This window comes from Nonomuraea sp. NPDC049758 (assembly GCF_040674635.1).
Taxonomy (GTDB): domain Bacteria; phylum Actinomycetota; class Actinomycetes; order Streptosporangiales; family Streptosporangiaceae; genus Nonomuraea.
The window spans coordinates 1-3,151 of record NZ_JBFAMZ010000022.1 but is presented as its reverse complement, the minus strand read 5'-3'; the positions used below and the strand labels follow the sequence as shown (position 1 = coordinate 3,151).

The window sequence follows — 3,151 nt, the reverse complement described above, 5'->3', positions numbered from 1 at the left end:
CGTGTCTCACACCCCATCCATGGCGCCCCCGACGAACGTCCCCTTCCCTTTCACTGTGTGCACGAGCTGCCGCCGACGCAGCTCCCGCACCACGTTCCGGACGGTTGACCGCGCCACGTCGAACTCGGCCTCCATGGCCAGCTCGCTCATCACCGCCTCGCCGGCCAGCAGCTCACCTCTCAGAATCTGACCCTCGATCATCTCGGCAATCTGCACATAGATCGGCACAGGGCCGTCTCGGTCGAGCATGCTCATACCTTAGACGTCTGGATACAAGCAGATGAGTGAATCTCAATCCTGGGGCCACGACTCTTCCGGCGACACGTAACTCCCACGCTGCGGCACGGTGTAGATCCACCCTTGCTCCCGCAACAACGCCATGGCCCGCCGCACCGTCTCCCGCGCCACGTCGTACTGCTGCACCAACGCTGTCTCACCCGGGATCGCCCGCTTGGGCTGGAAGTGCCCCGCACTGATCTGCTTGGCCATATCGGAAGCGATCTGCCGATAGAGCGGCACTTTCCGCTGCTTACGCGGCGCTTCATCAGGCGCGCCGACGAACGTTCCCTCGCCCTGGACCGTGTAGATGAGCCCTTCCTCGCGCAACACGTGGATGGCCCGGCGGGCCGTCGTCCGCGCGACCCCGAACTCGTGCTGAATGTCGGCCTCGCTCGGCACGGGATGCCCAGACGCGAGCCCCTCGACCCGCCGTCGAAGAATCTGCGCGATCTGTACGTAGATGTGGGTGTCGCCATCGTAGTCCAGCACACCGGCAACATAGACGAAGGTGTACGAGCCCTCCCATATCCTCCTGCCTGCTCAGACAGAGTCATCTTTCCGAATAGACGAGCGGATACAACCAGACGTATTCTCCGACCATGGCCGTACTCTCCCTGGACTACGAACCCTGCATCGGCATCCACATCCCAGAACCCCGCCCAGGCCGCACAGCCATCCGCTGGTATCCCGCACGCTCCCCCTACGAACGCGTACGGGTCCGCGCATACACCTGTCACTGCGCGCCCATGATCTACGAGCTCTGCCAAATCGGAGGGCAGCGCTTCATCCGCCGAGCCCGCAAGAACGGCAGCATCCCGATCCTGGAGGAGACCTTCCGAGGCTCCGCCCTCAGAACCCAGCTGCTCTGGGACTGTCTGCTGGCCGGCAACGCCCGATAGCCCGGGCACCCACCAGACCAGCACTCATCATCGGCTCATCCTCTAGGTCGTAGAGAAATCCCGCCCCTGAGCCACTAACTGCAGCAGCACGAACCCCGCGTTGTATGCCCACCCGAGGCTATTGGGAGAGCCTGACAAAACCAGCCTTCCACCCCAAACGCACCCCTCAAGCTCCCTGTGCCGCGCAAGCGCGGCTCTGCGGCCCTGCGTAGGCCCGCCCGTGTAGACCTATTCGTCTCGCGACACGAACACTCTCTACATGCATGCGGTCGTCTCGTTGGCCAGCAGCGTTGGCCAACGACGATGGCGACACTGTTGCAAAGCTCACAGATTGCTCACCAGGGCTTGCCGAGACCTTCTGCCCCCTGAATATATGCGCCATCCTGAGTGCCGCCCAACCGCTCCGGTCGCCGTACTTCAATTCGCCAACGAGCTGTCACTCAAGCCCGATTTTCCTGACTAAGAGGGACACGTTGCCATTCCGTCCCAAGCCAGGCCGAGAAGAGAGAAGTAGGAGCCACAGTTCCAAAACAACTTTGCACGCCATCTCGAAGACGGCACACTGTTCCTCGCGGCCATCACGTTGGCTCCTTCGTTCTCGGACAAGGCCCTAGAAGGAGTACGGGATGGCCGTCACCATTTCCCGACGCCTCTCCTGGCCGATCCGGTCCAACCAGCTCTGAAGCCGACCTCCGGCATCATCGCCATCAAATGTTGGAGCAGCCGAGCAACCCCAACAAAGAGCCCATGATCTAGACCGGGGGCTCAAATGCCGGTCAGGCATCATCTTTCGCCAACAGGCGATCCAATCTGAGTCCGAGATCATCGAGCTGGAACCGTAGCCCTTCAAGCATCGTCAACGTCTCCGCCAGGCTGGCCTTGCAGCTCTCGTCGAACCGTTCGCGAAGGCGTGCGATCTCGAAGTTGAGGATCTCAAAGTCCCGACCGACCCCTGAGCGAACCTCGACGATCTCCGCCCTCGCCGTAGCCAGCCCTGCCAGCACCGCATCACGCTCACCCGTGCACGAGCGAGCCTCCAGCGCCTGCAGACGGAGTTGTAGATCGAGGATCTCCACCTCAACGTTCACGTACCCCTACCCCTTACCAGTGGACGACGAGGGAGCCCACCCGCAGCGGCCGGCCCCCACTTGCTGCGAGCACATATTGGCAAGACGTCCCGGCCTGAAGCGATCCCCGACAAGCGCCCCGGAGTGGTTTTCTTCCTCCGCCCACCCACGCTTTTCCGGTGAACGTCCCCATCCGTCCGCCTTGTCGGGGGAAATAAGACCACCTAGATAAGGAGGATCAATCTGCCGCCGCTCCTTGCAAAGGGCCACAGTCAGGCCCGAGCGTTTAAATGAGCAGCCGGATCGAAGGTACGCCACCGTTCAGCCTCACCCGCCAGGCTGTAGAAATACGGACGTAGCACCGCCATGTCCTGTCATTACCGGTCATGTAAGCCAAAGAAGACAGGTAATCTTCAGGCGAAAGTAGGACATGAGATGGCAGCCTCCCGAACCAGGGACCGCATAATTTGCTGAACGCGTGAGCGTCACACCCTGCTGACTGGCCCACCTGCCGACGTACAGGCGAGCCCTTGGTAACAAGCGTCGAGCCGGTGACCGCAGCAAGCGGAAGCTGGGTCTCGCCCGAATTACTACACACAACATTCGTGATCACTATTTTGCGCACAAAGTACCGTCGACCAGGACGTCACAAGACCTTCCGCCACCTCGTCGAGTGCGGCCACCCCTTCCCGCTCGGCGCCCAAAGCCACGACCGAGGCGCCCAGGCCGCCACCGCACTCGCCGAGCCCTTGTCCGCATTGGCGTGACCTGTCAGCAACTGAACAAGCTCGCTCACCCACACCAGTGACCCTGAGCTTGTTCCGCTTTGACGGACACCATCGTTGTGGTGTTCAGGCTGCTGCGGCAGCCTCGTAGTCGGCGGGGCTACGGTAGCCCAGGCTGCTG

At 61.9% G+C, this 3,151-nt stretch carries 3 protein-coding genes; all 3 read right to left on the bottom strand.

Features of this window, described 5'->3' with window-relative positions:
- Window positions 1–6: 6 nt before the first annotated feature.
- Window positions 7–249, bottom strand: a complete 243-nt coding sequence (locus AB0J46_RS41060; RefSeq protein WP_364340247.1) for a GntR family transcriptional regulator — start codon at window positions 247–249, stop codon at window positions 7–9.
- Between the two features lie 42 nt (window positions 250–291).
- Window positions 292–768 carry a GntR family transcriptional regulator gene (locus AB0J46_RS41055; RefSeq protein WP_364340245.1) on the bottom strand — a complete coding sequence of 159 codons (477 nt, stop codon included), beginning with the start codon at window positions 766–768 and terminating at the stop codon, window positions 292–294.
- 1,186 nt (window positions 769–1,954) lie between these two features.
- Complete coding sequence (locus AB0J46_RS41050; protein WP_364340243.1) at window positions 1,955–2,266, bottom strand: hypothetical protein; 312 nt, start codon at window positions 2,264–2,266, stop codon at window positions 1,955–1,957.
- Window positions 2,267–3,151: the final 885 nt, after the last annotated feature.

Bases quoted from the DNA above. Each gene is read 5' to 3' on its own strand.
- AB0J46_RS41060 (WP_364340247.1), bottom strand. From the start codon at position 249: ATGCTCGACCGAGACGGCCCTGTGCCGATCTATGTGCAGATTGCCGAG.